The 22,929-nt window shown below is 65.0% G+C and carries 17 protein-coding genes; 9 read left to right on the forward strand and 8 right to left on the reverse strand.

Going from position 1 to position 22,929, the window contains the following annotated elements; translation table 11 throughout:
- Window positions 1-10 precede the first annotated feature (10 nt).
- Window positions 11-3,190, forward strand: coding sequence for an efflux RND transporter permease subunit (locus tag C4K27_RS17250; protein WP_053261424.1), 3,180 nt, complete (start codon window positions 11-13; stop codon window positions 3,188-3,190).
- On the forward strand, window positions 3,187-4,608 hold the full coding sequence (locus tag C4K27_RS17255) for an efflux transporter outer membrane subunit (RefSeq protein WP_053261425.1): 1,422 nt from the start codon (window positions 3,187-3,189) through the stop codon (window positions 4,606-4,608). Before C4K27_RS17250 ends, C4K27_RS17255 begins: the two co-directional genes overlap by 4 nt.
- A gap of 200 nt (window positions 4,609-4,808) precedes the next feature.
- On the opposite strand, the gene C4K27_RS17260 is transcribed toward C4K27_RS17255, so the two are convergent.
- From C4K27_RS17260 to C4K27_RS17270, 3 genes are read right to left on the reverse strand one after another with little or no spacing between them, the layout of a single operon-like run.
- The gene (locus C4K27_RS17260; RefSeq protein ID WP_053261426.1) at window positions 4,809-5,756 is read right to left on the reverse strand and encodes an HlyD family secretion protein; all 948 of its coding nucleotides are present in this window, start codon (window positions 5,754-5,756) and stop codon (window positions 4,809-4,811) included.
- On the reverse strand, window positions 5,753-5,956 hold the full coding sequence (locus C4K27_RS17265) for a DUF1656 domain-containing protein (protein ID WP_007924845.1): 204 nt from the start codon (window positions 5,954-5,956) through the stop codon (window positions 5,753-5,755). The genes C4K27_RS17260 and C4K27_RS17265 overlap by 4 nt, the downstream gene beginning before the upstream one ends.
- Complete coding sequence (locus C4K27_RS17270; protein ID WP_053261427.1) at window positions 5,946-8,093, reverse strand: FUSC family protein; 2,148 nt, start codon at window positions 8,091-8,093, stop codon at window positions 5,946-5,948. Before C4K27_RS17270 ends, C4K27_RS17265 begins: the two co-directional genes overlap by 11 nt.
- Before the next feature lie 290 nt (window positions 8,094-8,383).
- Between C4K27_RS17270 and C4K27_RS17275 the strand changes: the two genes are divergently transcribed.
- A complete protein-coding gene (locus C4K27_RS17275; protein WP_053261428.1) occupies window positions 8,384-9,439 on the forward strand; it encodes a tetratricopeptide repeat protein in 1,056 nt (351 codons plus the stop codon).
- Between the two features lie 122 nt (window positions 9,440-9,561).
- Here the strand turns inward: C4K27_RS17275 and C4K27_RS17280 are convergent, their stop codons facing one another.
- The 5 genes from C4K27_RS17280 to C4K27_RS17300 form a co-directional block, all read right to left on the reverse strand.
- Window positions 9,562-9,939: a response regulator gene (locus C4K27_RS17280; protein WP_007924849.1), complete on the reverse strand. Its 378-nt coding sequence runs from the start codon at window positions 9,937-9,939 to the stop codon at window positions 9,562-9,564.
- Window positions 9,940-10,017: 78 nt separating this feature from the next.
- Entirely contained in the window at window positions 10,018-11,199 is a 1,182-nt protein-coding gene (locus C4K27_RS17285; RefSeq protein ID WP_053261429.1) for a hybrid sensor histidine kinase/response regulator, read from the reverse strand.
- Complete coding sequence (locus tag C4K27_RS17290) at window positions 11,193-11,798, reverse strand: chemotaxis protein CheB (protein WP_053261430.1); 606 nt, start codon at window positions 11,796-11,798, stop codon at window positions 11,193-11,195. Before C4K27_RS17290 ends, C4K27_RS17285 begins: the two co-directional genes overlap by 7 nt.
- Complete coding sequence (locus tag C4K27_RS17295) at window positions 11,795-12,610, reverse strand: CheR family methyltransferase (protein ID WP_009044145.1); 816 nt, start codon at window positions 12,608-12,610, stop codon at window positions 11,795-11,797. Before C4K27_RS17295 ends, C4K27_RS17290 begins: the two co-directional genes overlap by 4 nt.
- Complete coding sequence (locus C4K27_RS17300; RefSeq protein ID WP_053261431.1) at window positions 12,610-16,086, reverse strand: response regulator; 3,477 nt, start codon at window positions 16,084-16,086, stop codon at window positions 12,610-12,612. The genes C4K27_RS17295 and C4K27_RS17300 overlap by 1 nt, the downstream gene beginning before the upstream one ends.
- A gap of 262 nt (window positions 16,087-16,348) precedes the next feature.
- Between C4K27_RS17300 and C4K27_RS17305 the strand changes: the two genes are divergently transcribed.
- The 6 genes from C4K27_RS17305 to efeB all read left to right on the forward strand — a co-directional run bounded on the left by C4K27_RS17305 (window position 16,349) and on the right by efeB (window position 22,908).
- A complete protein-coding gene (locus tag C4K27_RS17305; protein ID WP_053261432.1) occupies window positions 16,349-16,708 on the forward strand; it encodes a response regulator in 360 nt (119 codons plus the stop codon).
- Window positions 16,709-16,837: 129 nt separating this feature from the next.
- Window positions 16,838-18,130 carry a glycosyltransferase gene (locus C4K27_RS17310; RefSeq protein WP_053261433.1) on the forward strand — a complete coding sequence of 431 codons (1,293 nt, stop codon included), beginning with the start codon at window positions 16,838-16,840 and terminating at the stop codon, window positions 18,128-18,130.
- Window positions 18,131-18,352: 222 nt separating this feature from the next.
- On the forward strand, window positions 18,353-19,258 hold the full coding sequence (locus C4K27_RS17315; RefSeq protein WP_053261601.1) for an AraC family transcriptional regulator: 906 nt from the start codon (window positions 18,353-18,355) through the stop codon (window positions 19,256-19,258).
- Window positions 19,259-19,515: 257 nt separating this feature from the next.
- Window positions 19,516-20,358: an iron uptake transporter permease EfeU gene (gene efeU / locus C4K27_RS17320; protein WP_053261434.1), complete on the forward strand. Its 843-nt coding sequence runs from the start codon at window positions 19,516-19,518 to the stop codon at window positions 20,356-20,358.
- A gap of 9 nt (window positions 20,359-20,367) precedes the next feature.
- Entirely contained in the window at window positions 20,368-21,567 is a 1,200-nt protein-coding gene (efeO, locus tag C4K27_RS17325; protein ID WP_053261435.1) for an iron uptake system protein EfeO, read from the forward strand.
- 18 nt (window positions 21,568-21,585) lie between these two features.
- Window positions 21,586-22,908, forward strand: a complete 1,323-nt coding sequence (gene efeB, locus C4K27_RS17330) for an iron uptake transporter deferrochelatase/peroxidase subunit (protein WP_053261436.1) — start codon at window positions 21,586-21,588, stop codon at window positions 22,906-22,908.
- Window positions 22,909-22,929: the final 21 nt, after the last annotated feature.

Consider the following 22,929-nt stretch of genomic DNA (forward strand, 5'->3'; position numbering starts at 1 on the left):
AAGACTCAAGATGAATTTCTCCCAATTCTTCATTTCACGGCCGATCTTCGCAGCGGTGCTGTCGCTGCTGATCCTGATCGCCGGCTCCATCTCGCTGTTCCAGCTGCCCATCAGCGAATACCCGGAAGTGGTACCGCCGACCGTGGTGGTGCGCGCCAACTTCCCGGGCGCCAACCCGAAAGTCATCGGCGAAACCGTGGCCGCGCCCCTGGAGCAGGCCATCACCGGGGTCGAGAACATGCTCTACATGTCCTCGCAGTCCACCGCCGACGGCAAGATCACCCTGACCATCACCTTCGCCCTGGGCACCGACCTGGACAACGCCCAGGTGCAGGTGCAGAACCGCGTGACCCGCACCGAGCCCAAGCTGCCTGAAGAGGTGACGCGCATCGGCATCACCGTGGATAAGGCCTCGCCCGACCTGACCATGGTCGTGCACTTGACCTCGCCGGACAAACGCTACGACATGCTCTACCTGTCCAACTACGCCATCCTCAATATCAAGGATGAGCTGGCGCGCCTGGGCGGCGTCGGCGATGTGCAGCTGTTCGGCATGGGCGACTACTCGCTGCGGGTCTGGCTCGATCCGAACAAGACCGCTTCGCGCAACCTGACCGCCACCGACGTGGTCACCGCCATTCGCGAGCAGAACCGCCAGGTCGCCGCCGGTACCCTGGGCGCCCCGCCCGCGCCGAGCGCCACCAGCTTCCAGCTATCGGTCAACACCCAGGGCCGCCTGGTGACCGAGGAAGAGTTCGAGAACATCATCATCCGCTCCGGCGACAACGGCGAGATCACCCGCCTGAAAGACATCGCCCGGGTCGAGCTGGGTTCCAACCAGTACGCCCTGCGTTCGCTGCTGAACAACCAGCCGGCGGTGGCGATCCCGATCTTCCAGCGCCCTGGCTCCAACGCCATCGAGATTTCCAACGAAGTGCGGGCCAAGATGGCCGAGCTGAAACAGAGCTTCCCGCAAGGCATGGACTTCAGCATCGTCTACGACCCGACCATCTTCGTGCGTGGCTCCATCGAGGCAGTGGTGCATACCCTGTTCGAAGCGCTGATCCTGGTGGTGCTGGTGGTGATCCTGTTCCTGCAGACCTGGCGCGCCTCGATCATCCCGCTGGTGGCGGTGCCGGTCTCGCTGATCGGTACCTTTGCCGTGATGCACCTGTTCGGCTTCTCGCTCAACGCCCTGTCGCTGTTCGGGCTGGTACTGGCGATCGGTATCGTGGTGGACGACGCCATCGTGGTGGTGGAAAACGTCGAGCGTAATATCGGCCTCGGCCTGAATCCGGTGGAAGCCACCAAGCGCGCCATGCGCGAAGTGACCGGGCCGATCATCGCCACCGCCCTGGTGCTCTGCGCGGTGTTCGTGCCGGCGGCCTTCATCAGCGGCCTGACCGGGCAGTTCTACAAGCAGTTCGCCCTGACCATCGCGATCTCCACGGTGATCTCGGCCTTCAACTCCCTGACCCTGTCGCCGGCCCTGGCCGCGGTATTGCTCAAGGATCACCACGCACCGAAGGACGGCTTCTCCAAGTTCCTCGACAGGTTGCTGGGTGGCTGGCTGTTCAAACCCTTCAACCGCTTCTTCGACCGCGCAAGTGGTGGCTACGTCGGCACCGTGCGCCGGGTGATCCGTGGCAGCGGCATCGCCCTGTTCCTCTACGCGGGCCTGATGGTGCTGACCTGGTTCGGCTTCGCCCATACGCCGATGGGCTTCGTCCCGGCCCAGGACAAGCAATACCTGGTGGCCTTCGCCCAACTGCCGGACGCCGCGAGCCTGGACCGCACCGAGGACGTGATCAAGCGCATGTCCGACATCGCCCTGAAGCAACCGGGCGTGGAAAGCGCGGTGGCCTTCCCCGGCCTGTCGATCAACGGTTTCACCAACAGCCCGAACAACGGCATCGTGTTCGTGACCCTCAAGCCCTTCGACGAGCGCAAGGACCCGAGCATGTCCGCCGGGGCCATCGCCGGCGCCCTGAACGGCAAGTACGCCGATATCCAGGAAGCCTACATGGCGATCTTCCCACCGCCGCCGGTACAGGGCCTGGGAACCATCGGCGGCTTCCGCCTGCAGGTCGAGGACCGCGGCGGCATGGGCTACGAAGAGCTGTATAAGGAAGTGCAGAACGTCATCACCAAGAGTCGCAGCGTGCCGGAACTGGCCGGGCTGTTCACCAGCTACCAGGTCAACGTGCCTCAGGTCGATGCCGCCATCGACCGGGAAAAGGCCAAGACCCACGGCGTGGCCATCAGCGATATCTTCGACACCCTGCAGGTTTACCTGGGCTCGCTGTATGCCAACGACTTCAACCGTTTTGGCCGTACCTACCAGGTCAACGTCCAGGCTGAACAGCAGTTCCGTCTCGAGGCCGAGCAGATCGGCCAGCTGAAAGTACGCAACAACAAGGGTGAGATGATCCCGCTGGCGACCTTCATCAAGGTCAGCGATACCTCGGGGCCGGACCGCGTGATGCACTACAACGGCTTCGTCACCGCGGAAATCAACGGCGCGGCCGCACCGGGCTACAGCTCCGGCCAGGCGGAAGCGGCGATCGAGAAACTGCTCAAGGAAGAACTGCCCAACGGCATGACCTACGAATGGACCGAGCTGACCTACCAGCAGATCCTGGCCGGTAACACCGCGCTGTTCGTCTTCCCGCTCTGCGTGCTGCTGGCCTTCCTGGTACTGGCCGCGCAATACGAGAGCTGGAGCCTGCCGCTGGCGGTGATCCTGATCGTGCCCATGACCCTGCTGTCGGCCATCGCCGGGGTGATCCTGTCCGGTGGCGACAACAACATCTTTACCCAGATCGGCCTGATCGTACTGGTGGGCCTGGCGTGCAAGAACGCGATCCTGATCGTCGAGTTCGCCAAGGACAAGCAGGAAGAAGGCCTCGACCCGCTGGCCGCGGTCCTGGAAGCCTGCCGCCTGCGCCTGCGGCCGATCCTGATGACCTCGTTCGCCTTCATCATGGGTGTGGTGCCCCTGGTGTTCTCCAGCGGCGCCGGCGCGGAAATGCGTCATGCCATGGGTGTCGCGGTGTTCTCCGGGATGCTCGGGGTGACCTTCTTCGGCCTGCTGCTGACCCCGGTGTTCTACGTCCTGATCCGCAACTATGTGGAGCGCAGCGAAGCCCGCAAAGCGACCCGTGCCCTGAAACTGGAGGCGCAACAATGAGCCTGAAAGTCTTCCTGCCGAGCTTGCTGGCACTGGCCCTGAGCGCCTGTGCCGTGGGCCCGGACTACCAGACCCCGACCACCGAGGCGGCCCATATCGCGGCCGCCGCCGATGGCGCCGCGGGCCAGAAGAATTTTGACCGCGCGCGCTTCGAAGGCATCTGGTGGCAGCAGTTCGACGACCCGGTGCTCAACCAGCTGGTGACAAAGTCCCTGCAGGGTAACCGTGAATTGCGCGTGGCCTTCGCCCGTCTGCGGGCCGCCCGGGCGATCCGCGACGACGCCAGCAACGATGCGATGCCGACCATCACCAGCCGCGCCAGCAGCGATCTGGCCAAGGGTCAGATCCCTGGGCAGACAACCCGCCGGGTCAACAGCGAACGCTACGACCTGGGCCTGGACATGGCCTGGGAGCTGGACCTGTTCGGCCGCATCCAGCGCAACCTGGAAGCCAGCGAAGCCGACCAGCAGGCCGCCGAGGCCGACCTCTATCAGCTGCAAGTCACCATGATTGCCGAGCTGGTGGACGCCTACGGCCAACTGCGCGGCGCCCAGCTGCGGGAAAAGATCGCCCTGGCCAACCTGGACAACCAGCAGGAGTCGCGCAAGATCACCGAAAGCCTGCGTGACGCCGGCGTCGGCGACCAGCTCGACGTGGTCCGCGCCGATGCGCGCCTGGCCGCGGTAGAGGCCAGCGTGCCGCAACTGCAGGCCGAACAGGTGCGCCAGCGCAACCGTATCGCCACCCTGCTGGGCGAGCGCCCGGACAAGCTCAGTGTCGATCTCAAGCCCGCGCAGTTGCCGGCGATTGCCAAGGCCCTGCCGATCGGCGACCCGGGCGAACTGCTGCAACGGCGTCCCGACATCCTCAGCGCCGAACGCCAGCTGGCCGCCGCCACCGCGCGGATCGGCGTGGCCAAGGCCGACCTGTTCCCGCGGGTCAGCCTCAGCGGCTTCCTCGGCTTTACCGCCGGCCGTGGTTCGCAGATCGGCTCCTCGGCCGCCAATGCCTGGGCCCTGGGCCCGAGCATTACCTGGGCGGCCTTCGACCTGGGTAGCGTGCGCGCCCGCCTGCGGGGCGCCAATGCCGACGCCGACGGCGCCCTGGCGACCTACGAGCAGCAAGTGCTGCTGGCCCTGGAAGAGTCGGAAAACGCTTTCAGCGACTACGGCAAGCGCCAGCAACGCCTGATCTCGCTGATTCGCCAGAGCGAGTCGAGCCGCGCCGCGGCCGACCTGGCAGAGATCCGCTACCGCGAAGGCACCGTCGACTTCCTGGTGCTGCTCGACGCCCAGCGCGAACGCCTGGCCGCCGAAGACTCCCAGGCCCAGGCCGAGGTCGATCTGTACCGTGGCATCGTCGCCATCTACAAGGCCCTGGGTGGCGGCTGGCAGCCTGAGACGGTGGCCAGCAAGTAAGGCTTCAACCGAGCTCCTTTGGTTGGCCGCAACCAACCAAATTTTTGCCCCGTGTTCTCATTCGGTCGCGGGGCTTTTTTTTGGCCCTGGAAAAGCATCGCGGGCAAGTCGGATCGCCGCCCGCTCGCTCCTGCAGATTCATACGCTTTCGTAGGAGCGAGGCTTGCCCGCGATAGCCTCCTTCCCGGCACCGCCGCACGTTACTCCAGCACCGTCACCGTCGCCGTGGTGCCGGCGCGCAACCTGTCCTTGCCCGGGTAATCGGGGTCGATGGCGATCCGCACCGGCACCCGCTGCGCCAGCTTGACCCAGGTGTAGCTGGGATTGATGTTGGCCAGCAGGCGGCTGCCCTGGGAGTTCTCGCGGTCGGTAATGGCAAAGGCGATGCTCTGCACCTTGCCGTTGAAGGTCTCGCCGCTCATCAGCTGGATGCGCACCGCGCTGCCCTCCTCGATCCGCGGCAGCTTGGTCTCCTCGAAGTAGCCGCTGACATAGAAAGAAGCGCTGTCCACCAGCGCCAGCAAGGCCGCGCCGGCAGCGGCATGGTCGCCCTGGCGGGTCTGCAGGTTGGTCACGTAGCCGCTGACCGGGGCCTCGACCCGGGTGCGCTGCAGGTCCAGTTCGGCCTGCTTCAGCGCCGCCTGGGCCAGGTGCACGTTGGCCTGGGCCAGGCCGAGGTTGGCCTGGTCGCGCAACAGGTCGGCCTGGGCCACCGCCACATCGGTATTGGACTTTTCCCACTCCTCGCCGGAAATCGCAAAGCCCTGCTTCAGGGTCCGCCGCCGGCGCTCTTCGCTTTGCCGCTGCTTGAGCTGCGCCGCGCTGGCGGCAATCGCCGCCTCGGACTGGCCGAGGGTGGCGACCGCCACTTCCACCGAGCGCTTGGCATGTTCCACGGCCAGGGCATATTGCGCCGGGTCGATCTCCAGCAACAGCTGGCCCTTGTCCACGTGCTGGTTGTCCTGCACCCGCAGGCTGACAATGCGCCCGGCGACGTCCGCCGACAGGGTCACCACATCGGCCCGCACCCGTGCGTCGCGGGTCCAGGGCGCCCGGGTGTAATGCTCCCAGGCGAACCAGCCCAGCACCAGCGCCAGCACTACCGCCACCAGGGTGATCGAACGGGCCAGGGTATTTTTCAGATTCATAGGCTTCCCATCAACAGAATGACCGTGGCGCAGACGCAGGCATACAGCGCCCCTTCGAACAACGCTTCGTGCCAGACGAAACGCAATACACCGAGGCGCCGCAGCCCCCAGTCGAGCAGCAGGAAAATCGGCAAGGCCAGCAACAGGGCCTGGGCAATGGGCGGCAGGTAGACGCCGCCGAATTCGAAATCAATGGGCAAGGGCCGGTTCTCCTGTTTCCGTGGGTTGCAGCATGGGGCGGTAGCGCTCCAGGAAAGCGCCGACGATCAGCAGCGAAACGCGCATGCGGAACACCGACCACAGCTGTTCGTGGGCCTGGGGTCGGTCGTCGGCGTGCAACTGGTCCAGGTGGTCGCCCAGCTCCCGCAGCCGCGCCAGCAGTGGGTCCACATCCAGCCCCGGACGCCCCGCTACATACCGCCCGACCCGCCGCAGCAACTGCTGCAGGTCGGCGTTGGCCGCGCCGCTCAGCCAGGGGTTGTCCAGGCTCTGCTGTTTGAGCTGGTTCATCGCCACGCCCAGGGTCATGCAGGCCAGGCTGGTCTCGAAACGTTCGGCGGAAACCCGGTCACCGGCGGCGGGCAACAGCCCGAGCATCTGGGTCAGGCGGTCGACCATGCGGCTCTCGAAGACAAACTGCTCCTCATCGCTGGCCGTGGTTTTCTGCAAGGCGTACACCTGCTCGCGGGTGTCGCGGAACAAGCGGCGAATGCGCAGCACCGGGTTGAACGGGAAAATGAACGCATAGACCAGCAACGACAGCACCCCGCCGCTGACATAGGCCCCGGCGAACTCGAACCATTGAGCGGCATTGTTCTGCCAGGCGCCGATGTTCTGCGGGCCGATCATCAGCAGGCTCGACAGCCCCAGGCCCATGCCGATCCCGGCGGTCATCGGGCTGGCCAGGCCCACCGCGACCGTATACAGCAGCGGCACCAGCAACAGCGCCAGCCATTCGAAATCGCCGATCAAGGGCACCAGGGCGAAGACGTAGACCGCCGAGACCAGCAGCGCCAGGGCCTGGCCGCGCATATAGCTTTGCGCCGCCGCCAAGGGCCGCGGGAAGGTCGCCATCAGCGAACAGAGAATGCCCACCAAGACCATGCTCGAACGCGCGCCGTCCCAGGCGGTTTCGATCCAGATCAGCCCGGCGACCAGCAGCGCGGTGAAGGCCCGCAGCGCATTCATCGCCGCCAGCGGCCAGTCCAGGTGCAGTGGGTTTGAGCGACCCTGGCGGTACAGGCAACTGGCCTGGCGGCCGTCCTGGATGGCATCGCTGAATTCGAGAATGTCTTCGAGCTGCTTGAGCATCCGCGCCTGTTCCCAGCGCAGGGCCCAGGCCAGGGAACGCAAGGTGGCGGGCAAGGCATCGGCCTCGCGCTCGGCGCGCCGCGCCTGTTCGTCGAAGCGCTGCTGCAAGTGCGCGAACTGCTGCCGCGAGGCGGCGGGCAAGGCACGCCCGTGCTGCGCCAGTTCATCGAGAAACGCCAGCTCGTCGGCGCGCAGTTGCTGGATCGCCTCCGGCAGCTCGCCGACCCAGCGCGCCCGCAGCAGCTCGCGCTGGTGGCGCAGCACGGTGAGGCGCGAGGTCAGCAGCACCAGCTGGTTGCCCAGCAATTGCACCAGGCCGTCGGCGCTGCGCAGGCGTGGCGCGTCGAAATACAAGTGGCGGCGCAACCCTTCCAGGGCGCTGATCTCGCCCAGCAACTGCATCTGCCGCTTGTGGAAGTCGGCCTCGCTTTCGTCGGTGCGAATCGCCGCCGCGGCGTGGGTCGCCAGCAACTTGAGCACCTGGTCGATCTTGGCGAAGTAACCATGGGCCACGGCCTCGGGCCGCGCCGTCAGCAGGCTGACCACGCAGACGCAGGCCACCGCCAGCAGGGTTTCGGTGACCCGGGTAATGGCCAGCATCAGGGTGTTGCCTTGGTCGGGGATCGCCAGCATCGCCACCACCACCGCGGTGTAGCCACTGAGCACGAACGCCTGGGAGCTGGTGTAGCGCAGCAAGGTGCCGCCGGCGGTGCACAACGCCAGCCACAGGCCGAGGGTGACCAGGAACGGCAGCGGCGCCTGGGGGAAGATCGCCATGATCAGCACCGCCACCGCGGCCCCCAGGGTGGTGCCAACCACCTGGCCGAAGCTGCGGGCCAGGGCCATGCCGGCCAGGGGCTGGCTGACGATGATCACCGCCATCAGCGACCACTTGGGCTGGTCGAGGTCGAAGATGAACGCCAGGTACAGGGTCAACAGGCCCGCGGCGATGGTACGCAGGGCGAAGCGCAGCACCGCGCCTCCCGGGTGGATCACGACCTTGAAGTAATTGATCAGTGGCTGCATGAATGGGTTCTGGACAAAGGTGCACCTGCGGCTAGCGTAGTCAGTCTGCGGCCGGGAAAGCTTATCGTCCCGGCCTTCCCGGCAGGAAGGCAATTTTTTCCGAACTGTCGATCCTTCGCGCCAATCGCTTGGTCAAGCAGACTGATTGGACCGGCCGGCGCCGCTCTTCCAGCCTCGCCCCGCCGCAAAAACCCGAGTCGTGCTCGCCGCCCCGCAAGCGGGTTTGACTCCGAGGGGAAGCTGACCGAAGCTTGCGCCTTCGTAAAGCCGCCCCCGCCATGGATGCCTGCATGACCAAGCCCCGCCGCACCCTGTTGATCAGTCTCCTCGTCGTATTGGCCCTGGGCCTGGCGTGGCTGTTCCTGCGTACCACGCCGCCGGTGGTGCCGGATGCGATCAGGCACGGTTACGGCAAGGCGCTGGAACAGGCGCGCAACGGCCAGCCCGGCGCGGCGCGGGTGCTGTATCAACAGCTGGGGCGTCCGGACCTGTCGGACAGCCGGCGCATCCGCCTGCTCGCCGAGCTGCACAACTACCCCAGCCCACAGGCACTGAAACTGGCCGACGCCGGCCTGCACCACACCGAGCCCGAGGTCCGCGAGGCCGCCATCCAGGCGGTGCTCGGCCTGGTCCCGGCACGCCAGCGCAGTCTGCTGATCGGCCCGCTGCTGGACGATGAAGTGCAAAGCGTGCGCTTCGCCGCCGTCACCGCCCTGCTCGGCTTGTCGCCGGATGAACAGGGCCTGTATTTCGGGCCGCTGCAGCAAGTGATCGATGAGTACACCCAGGTGCTCAAGGCCCAGCCGGAGAACGTCGAGGCGCAATACCAGCTGGCGCGCCTGTACCTGCACAACGCCAACCTGGACCAGGCCCAGCAGACGCTGGAGCACGCCTTGAGCCTGCAACCGGACAACCTGCAAGCGGTGATCCTGCAACTGGAGGTGCTCGACCGCCAGGGCCGCAGCGAAGCCGCCCGCCAGTTGCTGGCCAAACAGCTGCAGGCACAACAGGATTCCGCCTACCTGCAACACGCCCTGGGCATGTGGCTGCTGCACCACGACCAGAGCGAGTTCGCCCTGCTTGGCCTGTCCCGCGCCGTGGAACTGGAGCCGAACAACGCCGACTACCGCTATGACCTGGCCACCACCCTGCACAGCGAAGAAGAGCTGGAAGCGGCGCAGAAACAGCTCGAGGAAATCGTCCAGCGCCAACCCGCCAACCGCAAGGCGCGGGTGCTGTTGATCAAGTATTGGAAGGAAAGCGGCCAGTTGCAGAACGTGCAGATCCTCCTGGCCCAGCTGGAGCAACAGAACCCCGACGATCCGGCCTTGCAGCAGGGCCTGTAAAGGCTATTCCCTGTAGCCGCTGCCGCAGGCGCAAGTCCTGAACATGCATGTTGTCTGATACGCCGCGAGGGTCGATTGACGATCTTGCTAGCGGCTACATGCCCGCTGCCGGCTGCGGGAGGTTACGCCAGCAGGCGCTGGATCTGCTCTTGCAGGCTGTCGAGGTCGAAGGGCTTGGCCAGGATCGGCGCGCTTCTCGCGATGGGGCTGCCGGATTCGAGAATCTCAGTGGGATAGCCGCTGATGAAAATCACCTTGAGGTCGGGGCGCAGTTTCACCGCGGGCTCGGCGATCATCACCCCGGTAATCCCGCCCGGCAGCCGGTAGTCGGTGATCATCACATCCAGGTGCGGTTTGCTGGCGAGGATCTCGAATGCCTGCTCGCCGTTTTCCGCCTGCAACACCCGGTAGCCCAGGCCCGACAGATAGTCGGCGAGCAACATCAGAATCACCGGTTCATCTTCGACGATCAGTACGACGTCTTGTGCATCTTCACTCATGAGAAGCCTTTGTTCGGTCAATAGCTGCTGATACGACCATCCGGTCATCCAGAAGGTTGCGTGGGAGCCGGTGTTTTCCTACAGCGGCAGACAAACGCGAAACAGGGCACCTTCGCCGATCCTGCTGTCGACTTCGATGGTGCCGCCATGGGCGGTGACGATCTGCTCGGAAATGAACAACCCCAGCCCGAGCCCGGCCACCGCATGATTGACAGAGACGCGCTCGAACTGCTGGAAGATACGCGCCTGGTTTTCCTCGCTGATGCCAATCCCGTGATCGCGCACTTCGACCCGCGCCTGCCCCCCTGTGCTGTAGACCCGTACTTCGATCGGGCTCTTGGCGCCATAACGCAAGGCATTGGTCAGCAGGTTGGAGATCACCTGTTCGATGCGGAACTCGTCCCACTGGCCGAGCACCGAGTCTTCGGCGCTCAAGGCAATCGACGACTCGGCGGCCTCGACCTGGGGCGCGAAATTCTCCAGCAGGCCGCGAACCAGCTGCACCAGGTCGACCCGGCTCGGGCGGATCGACAGCTTGCCGGTACGGATCCGCGAGATGTCCAGCATGTCCTCGATCAGGCGGATCAGGCTTTTGATCTGGCGCTCGTCGCGGTCGACCATGGCGTGCATCTTGTCCAGGGTGAAGGCGGCGGCGTTGTCGCGGGCCAGGTGCATCTTGCGCAGCTGGGTTTCCAGGATCAGGCCGTTCAGCGGCGTGCGCACCTCGTGGGCGACGATCGACATGAAATCGTCACGCATGCGCACCGCCTGCTCCAGCTCGTTCTGGGTCGCCTGCAACTGCTTGAGCAACGCCTCCTGCTCACGCCGGCTCTGCTCCAGGGCTTCGACCTGCTGCTTCATGGCCTTGCTCTGCCGGTACAGGTCGACGAACACATTGACCTTGCTCTTCACCGCATGGGTATCCAGCGGCTTGTGCAAAAAGTCCACCGCGCCGCTTTCGTAGCCCTTGAAGGCATAGTCGAGCTCGCGCCCGGCGGCGCTGACGAACACGATGGGGATGTTCTTGGTCTTCTCGGTGCCGCGCATCAGCTCGGCCAGCTCGAAGCCGTTCATGCCGGGCATCTGCACATCGAGGATGGCCATGGCGAACTCATGCTGGAGCAACAGCGACAATGCCTCGTCCGCTGACAGCGCCTTGTACACCTGGCGGTCCTCGCGCTTGATCAGCGCTTCGAGGGCCAACAGGTTCTCTGGCAGATCGTCGACGATCAGCAGCTTGGCTTGGATATTACTTAACATGCGATTCGTTCCAGCTCGACAAGCAGACGGCTGATGCCGTGCAAAGGGAGAATGTAATCCGGTCGGTGCAGCGCGATGGCCGCCTCGGGCATGGTCGCCACCTGGGCCTCGGCCGGGTCCTGGACAATGCTCAGGCCACCGCGCCGCTTGACCTGGGCCAGGCCATGGGCGCCGTCCTGGTTGGCCCCGGTCAGCAGCACCGCGGCCAGGCGCGGGCCATAGGCATCGGCGGCGGAGTCGAACAGGTAATCGATGGCGGGACGCGAATGATGCACGCGCTCCTCCTGGCTCAGGGACAGGCTGCGGTCCTGCTCCACCGACAAGTGATAACCGGGCACCGCGAAATACAGGGTGCCGCGCTCGATGGTCTGCTTGTCGCGGGCCTCTTTCACGGGCAGCGCCAGGCGCTGGGCGAACAGCTCGGCCAACTGGCTGCGATGCTCTTCGGGCAGGTGCAGCACCACCACTATCGGCAGGCTGAAGCCCTCGGGAAACGCCGTGAAGATTTTCAGCAATGCCTCGACGCCGCCGGCCGACGCACCTATCACTATGGCCTCGACCCGCGGCAAGGCGGATTGCCCGTTGGCGTCATCGTTCATGATTTGCGGTAGACCCGTTCTTGTTTGACCAGCGGCTCGAAATGCTCGCCGTAGGCCGAGAAGTCCAGGGTTTCCTTGCTGCCCAGCACCAGGAACCCACGGTGGCAGAGCGACTCGTGGAACAGGCCGAAGGCCCGGTCCTGCAACTTCTTGTTGAAATAGATCAGCACGTTGCGACAGGAAATCAGCTGGGTTTCGGAAAACACGCTGTCGGTCGCCAGGCTGTGATCGGCGAAGGTCACGTTCTCACGCAAGGTCTTGTCGAAGATAGCGTAGTCGTAGGCCGCCGTGTAGTAGTCGGCAAAGGAGCGCAAACCGCCGGCCTGCTGGTAGTTCTGGGTGTAGGCGCGGATGTTCTCCAGGGAAAAGATGCCCTGCTTGGCCTTCTCCAGGGAGCTGGGATTGATATCGGTGGCGTAGATGATGGTGCGCTCCAGCAACCCTTCCTCGCGCAACAGGATGGCCATGGAATAGACCTCTTCGCCGGTGCTGCAGCCAGCGATCCAGACCTTGATCGAGGGATAGGTCTTGAGCAGCGGCACCACTTCCTGGCGAATCGCCAGGAAGTGCGACGGGTCGCGAAACATCTCGCTGACCGGGATCGTCAGGAACTGCAGCAGCTGCATGAACGCGCCCGGATCGTGCAGCACCCGCTCCTGCAGGGCGGAAATGGTCTTGCATTCGAACTGGCGCAGCGCATGGTTGATCCGGCGCTTGATCGAGGCGCCGGAGTAATCGCGGAAGTCGTAGCTGTACTTGAGGTAGATAGCTTCGATCAACAGGCGCAGTTCGATCTCGGTATTGCGCTCCACTAGATTCTTTCCATCTTGGGTAACCAGACTCGAATGAGGGAAAACAGCCGGTCGAGGTCGATCGGCTTGGCCAGGTAATCGTTGGCCCCGGCCTGCAGGCAGCGCTCCTGATCGTCCTTCATGGCCTTGGCGGTCACCGCGATGATCGGCAGCTTGCGCCAGCGCGGCTGCTTGCGGATTTCCTGGGTGGCTTCGTAGCCGTCCATCTCGGGCATCATCACATCCATCAGCACCAGGTCGATGTCCTCGACTTCGTTGAGCTTGGCGATCGCCTCATGGCCGTTGCGGCCGATGACCACGATCGCGCCTTTCTGCTCCAGGGCGCTGGTGAGGGCGAAGATATTGCGCACGTCGTCGTCCACCAGCAGGACCTTGCGCCCCTCGAAGACCTTGTCGCGGCTGCGGGCGGCCTTGAGCATCTTCTGCCGCTCGTGGGACAGCTGCGACTCGACCTTGTGCAGGAACAGGGTCACTTCGTCCAGCAGGCGCTCGGGCGAGCGCGCGCCCTTGATGATGATCGAGCGCGAATACTTGCGCAGCTCCGCCTCTTCGTCGCGGGTCAGGTTGCGCCCGGTATAGACGATCACCGGCGGGAACGAGCAGATGTCCTCGGTGGACATGCGCTTGAGCAGGTCGTTGCCGAGCATGTCCGGCAGCTTCAGGTCGATGACCATGCAGTCGTAGAGGTTGTCGCGCAGCAGCTCCAGGGCCTCCTGGGCCAGGCCGACGGCGGTGATCTCGATGTCGTCGTCGCCGATCAGCCGGGCGATGCTGTCGCGCTGCAGATCGTCGTCCTCCACCAGCAGCACACGCTTGACCTTCTGGGTGAGCTTGGCCTCCAGGCGGGCGAACACGTCCTTGAGCTCTTGCCGGGTGGTGGGCTTGACCGCGTAGCCGATGGCGCCCATGTGCATGGCGGCCTCGACCCGGTCTTCCACGGAGATCACATGCACCGGGATATGCCGGGTGGTGGCATGCGCCTTAAGGCGCTGCAACACCGTCAGGCCGGAATGATCCGGCAGGCGCATGTCCAGCAGGATCGCGTCCGGCACGAACTGCTCGGCCAGGCTGTAGCCCTCGTCGGCGCCGTGGGCCACCAGGCACTGGTAACCCAGCTCGTGGGCCAGGTCATACAGAATGTGGGCAAAGTTCGGTTCGTCCTCCACCACCAGGATGCAGCGGGTGGCGAACGGCGCCTTGTCGCGATCGTCGGCGAAACGCGCAATCTCCACCTCGGGCACCGGGGGAACCGGCGGCGTAGCCGGTTTGCTCGGCGCCGGCATCACCCGCACGGCGGCGGGCCTGGCCGCCTCTTGCGGCTCTGGTGCGTGCTCGACGTATTGTTCCGGCAGCACCAGGGTGAAGACACTGCCCTGCCCCGGCTCGCTGGCGACCGTGATCGAACCGCCGAGCAATGCCGCCAGGTCGCGGGAAATCGACAACCCCAGGCCCGTGCCGCCGTAACGGCGATTGGTGGTGCCATCGGCCTGGCGGAAGGCTTCGAAAATGCTTTCCTGCTGTTCCGGGGCGATGCCTATCCCTGAGTCGCGCACAGCAAAGGCAATGCCCGCCTCCGGCTCGCGCGACACGGTCAGGCTGACCTGGCCCTTCTCGGTGAACTTCACCGCGTTGGACAGCAGGTTCTTGAGAATCTGCTCGACCCGCTGGCAGTCGGTGAACAGCATCGAAGGCGCGCCGGGCTGCAACTCGACACGAAATTCCAGGCCCTTGTCCGCGGTCAGCGGCTGGAACAGCCCGCGCAGGCCTTCCACCAGGCGCGCGACGCTGGCGTTTTCCGGACGCACTTCGAGCTTGCCGGCTTCTACCTTGGAAATATCGAGAATGTCGTTGATCAGGTTGAGCAGATCGTTGCCTGCCGAATAAATCGACTCGGCGAACTGCACCTGTTCGGCACTGAGGTTTTCCTCGGCGTTTTCCGCCAGCAGCTTGGCCAGGATCAGCGAGCTGTTCAGCGGCGTGCGCAGCTCGTGGGACATATTGGCGAGGAATTCGGACTTGTACTTGCTCGAACGCTGCAGCTCCTCGGCACGCTCCTGCAACTGCACCTGGGCCTGGTTCAGCTCGCCGTTCTTGCGGTCCATGGCGTCGCGCTGCTCCGCCAGCTGCTCGTTGGTCTGCTCCAGCTCCACCTGCTGGGCCTCCAGGTGCACCTGGGACTCCTTGAGCACCCGCGACTGTTCCTCGAGCTCCTCGTTGGCGGTCTTCAGTTCTTCCTGTTGCACTTGCAGCTCTTCGTTGAGCTGCTGGGTTTCGGCCAGCACTTCCTGCAGGCGCTGGCGATAACGCGCGCCCTCGATGGCGGTGCCGATATTGCCGGCGATCAGTTCCAGCAGCTCGACATCACGCTCGCTGAGGGCGCGCAGGAAGCCCAGCTCGATCACCCCGTTGACCCGGTCGTCGTCGCTGGTCGGCACCACCAGCACGCTGCGCGGCACGCCTTCGCCCAGGCCGGAGCTGACCTTGAAGTAATCGGCGGGCACCTCGTCCAGGCGGATCAGCCGGTCCTGCTGGGCCGCCTGGCCGACCATGCCTTCACCGAGGAAAATCGACTGTTCGCGCTCTTCCTGTTCGCGGGAGAAACCGTAGGCGGCCACGCGCTTGAGGCTGCCGTGCTCTTCACGCACGTACAGCGCCGCCACCACGCTGCCCAGGTATTGCGCGCAGAACTGCAGGAGGTTGCGCCCCAGCAGGTTCAGCGTCAGTTGCCCCAGCAACTGCTCGGCCAGTTCGGTCTGGCCACTGCGCAGCCAGGCCTGTTGCGCCAGGCTCCGGGCACTTTGCTGCTGGGCCTCGAGGTTGGCGCTGTAGCTCTTCGACAGGTTGAGCAGGTCGCGGCGCCCGATATAGGCCAGCAGGCCGCTGATCACCACCACGAACAGCAGGTACAGGACCACGCTGAGGATCGTGGTGCGTGTGACATTCGCGTTGCGATCGACCCGCAGTTGCTGCTCCATCGCCACCGCTTCGTCGTATTCCTTGCGCATCTGGTCGGTCAGGCGCTTGCCCCGGCCGGACTGCACCGAGCGGCGATAATCGCCCTCCTGGCGGCGCATCTCGATCATGTTTTTCGCGTGCAGGCCCCACTCTTCCTGCAAGGCTTCCAGGCGTTTGAAGCGGTCCACCTGCTGCGGATTGTCCGCCACCAGCCCGCGCAGCTCGCGCAATTCGCTGAAGATCTGCGGCTTGGCCACTTCATATGGGTCGAGAAAATGCTCGTCGCCGGTGATCAGGAAGCCGCGCATGCCGGTTTCCAGGTCGACCGTCAGCTTGGCGGCCTGGTTGATGCCGTTGATCACCCGATCGCTGTGCTGGACCCACTGGATCGCCGAGAGCAGATAGCTGATCAGGGACACGAAGACCACCGCGCTGAGCACGCCCACGCCCAGGGGAAGCGCGATGTTGCGGCTTAGCAGCTTGCGAAAACTCTGTTCATCGACCGAAGACGAAGAGATCATTGAAAGGCCTTGGTAAAGGGTCAAAAACCATGGAGTTTGCCCCAAAGGAGGGCAGCGTATCTATGCTTGCGACAAGCTCGGTGGCAATTTTTCATCCTGCACTGCCCACCCTCGATCAGACAGGTTATTCTGGCACAGCTTGTACAGGATTACTTTTTTGTACAGCTTTGGGAACTTGTCATTGCGCGCTATTTACTGATGCAAGAGACAAGCACTTTTTTCCGCTGCCGTCTTTTTTTTCCATTTTTTCGAGAGCCTTGCCATGCCCCCCACCGATTCCACCATCCTGGTCGTCGAAGACGATGCCATCGTGCGCATGCTGATTGTCGATGTGCTGGAAGAGCTGGAATTCAAGGTACTGGAAGCCGCAGGCAGCGAAGAGGCCCTGGCTCGGTTGCAGGACCGCGCGCTGCGGATCGACCTGATGATGACCGACGTCGGCCTGCCCGGCATGGACGGCAAGGAACTGGCGGCCAGCGCCCGCGCCTTGCGCCCGGAGTTGCCGGTACTGTTCGCCAGCGGCTACGCGGAAAACATCGAGGTGCCCGCCGGCATGGCGGTGATCGGCAAGCCCTTCTCCATCGACCAGTTGCGCGACAAGGTCCGCGCCATCCTCGGCTGAACCCTCGGTAACCCGCGCCGACCCGACGAGCGCCTCGGCCATGGGCGCCAGGGCGGCCGCGCCAGCGCCCTGCTGTGGTTTAATGGCGCCCCCCGCAGACACCCCCGCGTTTTTCAGGAATACCCACTCATGAGTCCGACCGCCGCCACCAAAGTCCTGGTCATTGGTTATGTCTGGCCCGAACCCCGCTCATCGGCGGCCAGCGGGCACCTGATGCAGATCCTCCAGGTCTTGCTCGGGCAAGGCTGGGACATCACCTTCAGCAGCCCGGCCAACCCCGGCGAGCACAAGGAAGACCTGAGCGCCCTGGGCATCCGCGAGTGCCCGATCGAACTGAACAACAGCAGTTTTGACCGTTTCATCGCCGAACTGGCGCCGGATATCGTGCTGTTCGACCAGTTCATGATGGAGGAACAGTTCGGCTGGCGCGTCGAGCAGCAGTGCCCCGGCGCGCTGCGCGTGCTCGAGACCTCCGACCTGCAGAGCCTGCGCCACGCCCGCCATCAGCGCCTCAAGGAGCGCCTCAAGGCCAGCGACGACAACGATGACTTCAGCGCCCTGTTCGCCCCCGCCGCCGCTCAGGAGTTCGCCGCCATGGCCGACACCGACCAGGCCCGGCGCGAAATCGCCGCGCTGTACCGCTGCGACCTGAGCCTGATGATCTCCGAGTTCGAGATCGAGTTGCTGGTCAAGCAATTCGGTTTGCCGCCGGCCTTGCTGCACTGGTGCCCGCTGATGCCCGAGCACATGCCGCACAGCTATGTGCCCTTCGCCGAACGGGCGCACTTCCTGAGCATCGGCAACTTCCGCCACGCGCCGAACTGGGACGCGGTGCTGTGGATGAAGAACACCGTGTGGCCGCTGATCCGCCAGCAGCTGCCGGGCGCGCAGTTGCATCTCTATGGCGCCTACACCCCGCCCAAGGCCGCGGCCCTGCACAACCCGGCCCAGGGTTTCCTGGTGATGAACTGGGCCGAGGATGCCTTGCAAGTCATGTCCGCCGCGCGAATCTGCCTGGCGCCGCTACGCTTCGGCGCGGGCATCAAGGGCAAGCTGCTGGACGCCATGCTTTGTGGCACGCCGAGCGTCACCACCCCGGTCGGCGCCGAAGCCATGCACGGTGACGCGCCCTGGCCGGGAGCGGTGGCCGAGTCGGCCAGCGCCATCGCCGCAGCGGCGGTGCGCCTGTACCAGGACCAGGCGCTGTGGAGCGCGGCCCAGGAACAGGGGCGCCAACTGTTGCTTGCGCGCTATCGGCAACAGGTCCACGGCCCGGCCCTGATCGAGCGCCTGCTGCACTGCCGGGCGAACCTGGCGCAACTGCGCCGCGACAACTTCACCGGCGGCATGCTGCGTCACCATCACCACAAGAGCACCCAGTACATGGCGCAGTGGATCGAAGCGAAAAACCGCCTGGCCTGAGGCACGCCCGCCGATCCCCGGACGTCCAGGCGACAGCCGACCCTGTAGCCGCTGGCGCAGGCTGCGATCGACCCCGAAGGGGGCGCCGCTCTTGCGGGCCCTGAAGGTCCTGCGGACCTTATCGCAGGCTGCGCCAGCGGCTACAGGTGTAACGGCCGGCACTGGTGCTGAGGGTTTGAAGGAGGCATGATCAGGCGCAACAATGATAAAAAGCGCAGCGCCATGAGCCGATCAGCGAGAGTCACCGACCCTTCCTACGAATTGATGGACGACCATAACGGCCTGTCGATCATCTATCGCCAGCACGGCTTCCCCTGCCCCCTGGTGCGCTGGCACTTCCACAAGGAATACGAGCTGCACCTGATCGTCGCCAGCTCCGGCAAGGTGTTCATCGGCGACTACATCGGCAACTTCCACCCCGAATCGCTGTTCCTCACCGGCCCCAACCTGCCCCACAACTGGATCAGCCAGGTGGCCGAGGACGAAGTGGTGGCCAAGCGCGACATGCTGGTGAACTTCACCGACGAGCTGTTCGAAAGCGGCTATCAGGTGTTCGCCGAACTCAAGAGCCTGACGCCGCTGCTGGAGCGCGCGCAGTACGGCATCGAGTTTCGCTGCAAGCGCACCATCGCCCAGGCCATGGACCTGATGCAGCGCATCGCCGACTCCAGCGGCATCACCCGCCTCGGGCACTTTTTCATCCTGCTGGAACTGCTGGCCGCCTGTGACGATTACCAGTTGCTGTCCGGCGCCACCAACGTGCAACTGGCCGACGAGCACAACGTCGACCGCACCAACCGCGCGGTGGACTACATCTTCGCCCACTACGCCCGCGAACTGCCGCTGGAAGAAGTCGCCGACTATCTGGGCATGAAACCCACCTACTTCTCCCGGGTGTTCAAGCAGGCCACCGGCCGCTGCTTCGTCGAGTTCGTCAACCGCCTGCGCATCAGCAAATCCTGCGAGTTGCTGGCCGACGGCGACAAGCCGGTGACCGACGTGTGCTTCGAGTCCGGCTTCAACAACATTTCCAACTTCAACCGGCGCTTCCAGCAACTCAAGGGCATGACCCCTTCCCACTACCGACGCCTGGCCGTGCAGCGCCTGACCGAACAGAACCTGGCCTGACCCCACAAACACCGCCGCACCCTTCGTAGGAGCGAGGCTTGCCCGCGATGCAGGCACTGCGGTGTGTCAGGCATTGTGCGGCGTGGCTATCGCGGGCAAGTCGGATCGCCGCCCGCTCGCTCCTACAGACACAAACACGCGCCCCGCGAAACGCGCTCCGTTCAGCTCACGTTCAGCAAATAGCAATCATAGCCATTTGTGAATACGTATCATTATGTTACAACTTAGCTCCCTATCTATCTCCCCGCCGGTGCTGAATGCTCGTTCCATTTCTGATCATGCTGCGCGAAGGGATCGAAGCCACGCTCATCGTTGGCATCATCGCCAGTTACCTGCAACAGACCGGGCGCGGCCAGTGGATGCCGGCCGTGTGGATCGGAGTGTTTCTCGCCGCGGCCCTGGCGCTGCTGGTGGGGGGCGGCCTGGAGCTGATGAGCGCCGAGTTTCCGCAAAAGCAGCAGGAACTCTTCGAAGGCATCGTCGGCCTGGTGGCCGTGGGTATCCTCAGTTCCATGGTGTTCTGGATGCGCAAGGTCGCGCGTTCGCTCAAGCACTCCCTGCAAGCCTCGCTGGACCAGGCGCTGATCGGCTCCCGGCACCAGGTCACGGCGCTGATCGCCATGGTGTTCTTCGCCGTGGCCCGCGAAGGCCTGGAAACCGTGTTCTTCCTCCTCGCGGTGTTCCAGCAGAGCCAAGGCCCCACTGCGCCCATCGGCGCCCTGCTCGGCCTGGTAGTGGCGATCATTGTCGGTTGGCTGATCTACAGCGGCAGCATGCGCCTGAACCTCAGCGCGTTCTTCCGCTGGACCGGCCTGTTCATCCTGGTGGTGGCCGCCGGCATCCTCGCCAACTCGGTGCAGGCCCTGCATGAAGCCGGGGTCTGGAACCACCTGCAGACGGTGCTGTTCGACTTCAGCGCCAGCCTGCCGATGGACGGCCCGCTGGGTTCGGTGCTGGCCGGCATGTTCGGTTACCAGGACGCGCCGACCGTCAGCACCCTGGGCGCCTATCTGATCTACCTGCTGGTGACCCTGGTGCTGTTCTTCATGCCCGGCGCGGCACCCGCCGCCAGCCCATCGTCTTCCGTTTCCAGCCAGTAAGGCCTTTCCATGACCCAGCAAGCCTCCCCACAGCCCCCGACACCGAGCGTCCTGCGCTGGGCACTCGCGGGCTCCGTGATGGTGATGATCGCCGCCGGCGGGCTGTTCTATTACGCCTCGCAGCTGGCCGCCAGCAAGCGCCAGGCGCACCAGGACGAAATCACCGTGACCATCCACCCCCGCAGCTGCGAGCCGAACGCCCTGAGCGTGCCGGCCGGGCCAGCGAGCTTTCGTATCGTCAACCGTTCGGACCGCGCCGTGGAATGGGAAATCCTCGACGGCGTGCTGGTGGTCGAAGAACGGGAAAACATCGCGCCGGGCCTGAGCCAGGTGATCAACGCCAGGCTGCAGCCCGGCGACTACGCCATCACCTGCGGCCTGCTGAGCAACCCGCGCGGCACCCTGCATGTGACCCCGACGGCCGAGTCCGACGCCCAGGCCAAGGCCCGACCGTCGATGGTCGCCTTTATCGGTCCGCTGTCGGAGTTCAGGGTCTACCTGAGCAGCCAAGGCACAGCCCTGATCAAGGCCGTGAGCGAGCTGGAGCACGCCATCCAGGCCGGCGACCTGGCCCAGGCCCAGGCCTTGTACCCGCCGGCCCGCGCGGCCTACCAGCGTCTTGCTCCGGCCGCCCAGCGCCTGGGCGAACTGGACAACAGCATCAACGCCCGCGCCGACTACTTCGAAAAACGCGAGCAGGACCCCGCTTTCGTCGGCTTCCACCGCCTCGAATACGCGCTGTTCCAGCAACGCGACCTGAGTGGCCTGGCGCCGATCGCCCAGCGCCTGCTCAGCGATGTCACCACGCTCAAGCAACAACTGCTGGCCCAGTCGCTGCCACCGGAGCAACTGGTCAGCCTGGTCGCGCGCACCCAGCGCAGCATCGCCGAGGTGCGCGCCGCCAGCGGCGAGGAAGAACGCTACAGCCACAGCGACCTCAACGGCTTTGCCGCCAACCTGGAAACCACGCGCAAGGTCGTCGACCTGCTGCGACCCTTGCTGGCCAAGCCCGCCACCCCGCTGCTGGCGCAGATCGACAGCGCCCTCGGCGCCCTCGACAGCCAGTACAGCGCCTTGCGCAGCGCCGAGGGCTATGCCTCCTACGACAGTGTCGGCGCCGATCAGCGCAAGCGGATCGCCGACCAGGCCAAGGTTCTGGCCGATGCACTCGATGGAATCGATCCCGTCCTTGGCCTCTCCGGCCTGTAAGCAGAAGACCTCCGCCCGATGAACGATTCAGACGCTTCCAATCCAGATTTCTCCGCCCAACGCCGTCGCGTGCTGCTGGGCATGGGCGCCGCCGGTGTGGCTCTGGCCGGCAGCAGCCTGAGCTGCCCGGCGCTAGCAGCCCAGACCGGGAAAGCCGCCGCCCAGGTCACGCAAGCACCGAGCAGCGACCAGACCCAGGACCGCCACGACTTCCATGGCCAGCACCAAAGCGGCATCGTCACCCCGCGTCCGGCGGCCGGCATGTTGGTGGCGTTCGACGTGCTGGCCAGCGACCGCGAAGACCTGGAGCGGCTGCTGCGTACCCTCGACCAGCGCATCCGCTTCCTGATGACCGGCGGCCCGGTGCGTCAAGTCGATCCGAAACTGCCGCCGCTGGACTCGGGCATCCTCGGCCCGGTGGTGACCCCGGACAACCTGACCATCACCGTCTCGGTGGGCGCCTCGCTGTTCGACGAGCGCTTCGGCCTGGCCGCGGCCAAGCCAAAGCGCCTGATACGCATGGTCGGCTTCCCCAACGATGCGCTGGAGCCCGACTGCTGCCACGGCGACCTGAGCCTGCAGTTCTGCGCCAACACCGCCGACACCAATATCCACGCCCTGCGCGACATCGTGAAAAACCTCCCGGACCTGCTGCTGGTGCGCTGGAAGCAGGAAGGCAGCGTGCCGCCCCAGGCCCCGGCGCGTCCTGGCGAGCCGGCGCAGAGCGCGCGCAACTTCCTCGGTTTTCGCGACGGCTCGGCCAACCCCGACTCCAACGACCGCAAGGCCATGGAGCGGATCGTCTGGGTCCAGCCAGACGGCGACGAACCGGCCTGGACCGCCCACGGCAGCTATCAGGCGGTGCGCATCATCCGCAACTTCGTCGAACGCTGGGACCGCACGCCCTTGCAGGAACAGCAAAGCATCATCGGCCGGGTCAAGGCCTCGGGCGCGCCCATGGACGGCCAGCAGGAACACCAGGTGCCGGACTACCGCAAGGACCCGCACGGCCAGCTGACCAGGCTCGACGCCCACATCCGCCTGGCCAACCCGCGCACCGCCGAGACCCAGCGCAATCTGATCCTGCGCCGGCCGTTCAACTACTCCAACGGGGTGAACAAGAACGGCCAGCTGGACATGGGCCTGTTGTTCATCTGCTACCAGGCCGACCTGGAGCAAGGCTTCATCGCGGTGCAGACCCGCCTCAACGGCGAGCCCCTGGAGGAATACCTCAAGCCGGTGGGCGGCGGTTATTTCTTCACACTGCCCGGCGTCAGCGGCGAGCAGGACTTCCTCGGCCGCACGCTGCTCGAGGCCACCCAAGCGAAAACCCGTGCCTGACCACCCTCCATCCCCCCACGG

Origin of the sequence: Pseudomonas chlororaphis subsp. chlororaphis (assembly GCF_003945765.1) — a bacterium.
Classification (GTDB): Bacteria; Pseudomonadota; Gammaproteobacteria; order Pseudomonadales; family Pseudomonadaceae; genus Aquipseudomonas; species Aquipseudomonas chlororaphis.

Bases quoted from the DNA above. Each gene is read 5' to 3' on its own strand.
- C4K27_RS17250 (WP_053261424.1), top strand. From the start codon at position 11: ATGAATTTCTCCCAATTCTTCATTTCACGGCCGATCTTCGCAGCGGTG.
- C4K27_RS17255 (WP_053261425.1), top strand. From the start codon at position 3,187: ATGAGCCTGAAAGTCTTCCTGCCGAGCTTGCTGGCACTGGCCCTGAGC.
- C4K27_RS17260 (WP_053261426.1), bottom strand. From the start codon at position 5,756: ATGAATCTGAAAAATACCCTGGCCCGTTCGATCACCCTGGTGGCGGTA.
- C4K27_RS17270 (WP_053261427.1), bottom strand. From the start codon at position 8,093: ATGCAGCCACTGATCAATTACTTCAAGGTCGTGATCCACCCGGGAGGC.
- C4K27_RS17275 (WP_053261428.1), top strand. From the start codon at position 8,384: ATGACCAAGCCCCGCCGCACCCTGTTGATCAGTCTCCTCGTCGTATTG.
- C4K27_RS17280 (WP_007924849.1), bottom strand. From the start codon at position 9,939: ATGAGTGAAGATGCACAAGACGTCGTACTGATCGTCGAAGATGAACCG.
- C4K27_RS17285 (WP_053261429.1), bottom strand. From the start codon at position 11,199: ATGTTAAGTAATATCCAAGCCAAGCTGCTGATCGTCGACGATCTGCCA.
- C4K27_RS17290 (WP_053261430.1), bottom strand. From the start codon at position 11,798: ATGAACGATGACGCCAACGGGCAATCCGCCTTGCCGCGGGTCGAGGCC.
- C4K27_RS17300 (WP_053261431.1), bottom strand. From the start codon at position 16,086: ATGATCTCTTCGTCTTCGGTCGATGAACAGAGTTTTCGCAAGCTGCTA.
- C4K27_RS17305 (WP_053261432.1), top strand. From the start codon at position 16,349: ATGCCCCCCACCGATTCCACCATCCTGGTCGTCGAAGACGATGCCATC.
- C4K27_RS17310 (WP_053261433.1), top strand. From the start codon at position 16,838: ATGAGTCCGACCGCCGCCACCAAAGTCCTGGTCATTGGTTATGTCTGG.
- C4K27_RS17315 (WP_053261601.1), top strand. From the start codon at position 18,353: ATGAGCCGATCAGCGAGAGTCACCGACCCTTCCTACGAATTGATGGAC.
- efeU (WP_053261434.1), top strand. From the start codon at position 19,516: ATGCTCGTTCCATTTCTGATCATGCTGCGCGAAGGGATCGAAGCCACG.
- efeO (WP_053261435.1), top strand. From the start codon at position 20,368: ATGACCCAGCAAGCCTCCCCACAGCCCCCGACACCGAGCGTCCTGCGC.
- efeB (WP_053261436.1), top strand. From the start codon at position 21,586: ATGAACGATTCAGACGCTTCCAATCCAGATTTCTCCGCCCAACGCCGT.